The organism is Pseudoalteromonas sp. SG43-4, from assembly GCF_014164325.1.
Classification (GTDB): domain Bacteria; phylum Pseudomonadota; class Gammaproteobacteria; order Enterobacterales; family Alteromonadaceae; genus Pseudoalteromonas; species Pseudoalteromonas distincta.
Genome location: NZ_JACJFB010000045.1, coordinates 1 through 1,451, shown reverse-complemented (window position 1 = coordinate 1,451; position 1,451 = coordinate 1). Strand labels below are relative to the sequence as shown.

Below are 1,451 nucleotides of genomic sequence, written 5' to 3'. Positions count from 1 at the left end.
TTTAATCGAGAAAGTGGTGCTTATCAGGGTAAACGGATGATACGAGGTGGACGGCCAAAAATTAGAACCGCAATGTATATGGCAATGATGTCAGCTATCCAATGTAACCCTAAATTTAAAGCTATTTATCATCGGCTAGTCGCGGCAGGGAAACCTAAAAAAGTGGCTATTATTGCCTGTATAAGAAAGCTTATAGTAATCATAAATTCTATGGTGAGGGATGGTGTCATGTGGGATCCTAAAATGGTTTGAAATTAGGAATTGACACCATAGTCACTTGTTAGGTAGCGTTCTATCTAAGAGGTACATTTTCAATAAACTCTACTGTTGGTGTATCCCTACAAACAACTTCTAAACATTCGTCGCTAGTTACAACCAGATGAGACCACTCGTTTTCGTTGCCCATAAAAAAGGTTAACGGGCTTTCTTTGTGCCAACCATGTTTCTTTATCATAAATGAATTTGCTCGTTGTCCTTTGCTATTCCAAATTTCGGTTAACCCATGCTCATCTAAGCAACGAAAACCATTGACGCTATTGAAAGATATTTTATATAAAGCTTCTGTTTCCTCATGAAATACTCGCGCAACTAGATCATGATTTCTATGAGCTGATACCCCTGGGATTTCATATTTTGTACCATCGGGCTTTTCCAAAGACCATGATTCAGTTCCCCAAGATAGATCAACCAACCAAACGGTGCCATTTTCAAACGGAGTTGACCAAGTTTCAAATTCCATCAGCTACCTAACGCCGCAATAAGCGGCCAGATAATGGTTGGTTAAACTTGTTGAGGAACGAAACACAACCAACCATTAGAGGTCCGCTCTTCATTGCTTTGTTAGGTTACTAAAACACCAAAATGGTTATGTCACCAGCTATTTTAGGGACTGTTACAAGCTCTACCAACTTACTGTTTGTTTGCTGTTCTGCGATGGAAAAGTTAACTTTAGTCCAAGAATGCTCACCAAGTTCAACTTTATATTGAGCTCCTGCTTGAATGGTTGCTATAAATGAAGCTTCTGCTGAATTTCCACCTTCGCGATAACAAACATTCAATGTGTGCTGGCCAGCTTCTACGATTATTTTTCGATTAACATCTGTAAGCGGAATAGACTCTCCATTAACTTTACATATATGGATTTTCTCGTGACCTTTTCCAAAAATAACCGCCTCACTATCTTCGCCGACAAATGTTGCTGTGTTGTCAGATGTCGCTGGCTCTTTGTATAAAATAATTGGTGTAGATGGTGTGGTTTTACAGCCAGCAATTGTTACCGCCAATAAAACAGAAATAAGAACTTTTTTCACAGACTCTCCTTGTAACCTAACTTCCCGCATAACGGGCAAATATACGTAGGCTAAAATACCGAGCGAAGCGCAGGGAGCCTACGTGTATTTGTCCCTAGCGAGCGCAGCGAGTGTTAATGCGTTTGTTATGTTCGTTCTTTA

Annotated in this window: 3 protein-coding genes; 1 reads left to right on the top strand and 2 read right to left on the bottom strand. The window is 39.9% G+C overall.

Features of this window, described 5'->3' with window-relative positions:
- Nucleotides 1-252: transposase (locus H5160_RS20065; protein ID WP_182737466.1), on the top strand; the 252-nt coding region annotated here is incomplete at its 5' end.
- A 40-nt stretch (nt 253-292) separates the two neighbouring features.
- Here the strand turns inward: H5160_RS20065 and H5160_RS20060 are convergent.
- Nucleotides 293-739, bottom strand: coding sequence for a hypothetical protein (locus H5160_RS20060; protein ID WP_182738521.1), 447 nt, complete (start codon nt 737-739; stop codon nt 293-295).
- Between the two features lie 109 nt (nt 740-848).
- Nucleotides 849-1,310, bottom strand: a complete 462-nt coding sequence (locus H5160_RS20055; RefSeq protein ID WP_182738519.1) for a hypothetical protein — start codon at nt 1,308-1,310, stop codon at nt 849-851.
- Nucleotides 1,311-1,451: the final 141 nt, after the last annotated feature.

Bases quoted from the DNA above. Each gene is read 5' to 3' on its own strand.
- H5160_RS20060 (WP_182738521.1), bottom strand. From the start codon at position 739: ATGGAATTTGAAACTTGGTCAACTCCGTTTGAAAATGGCACCGTTTGG.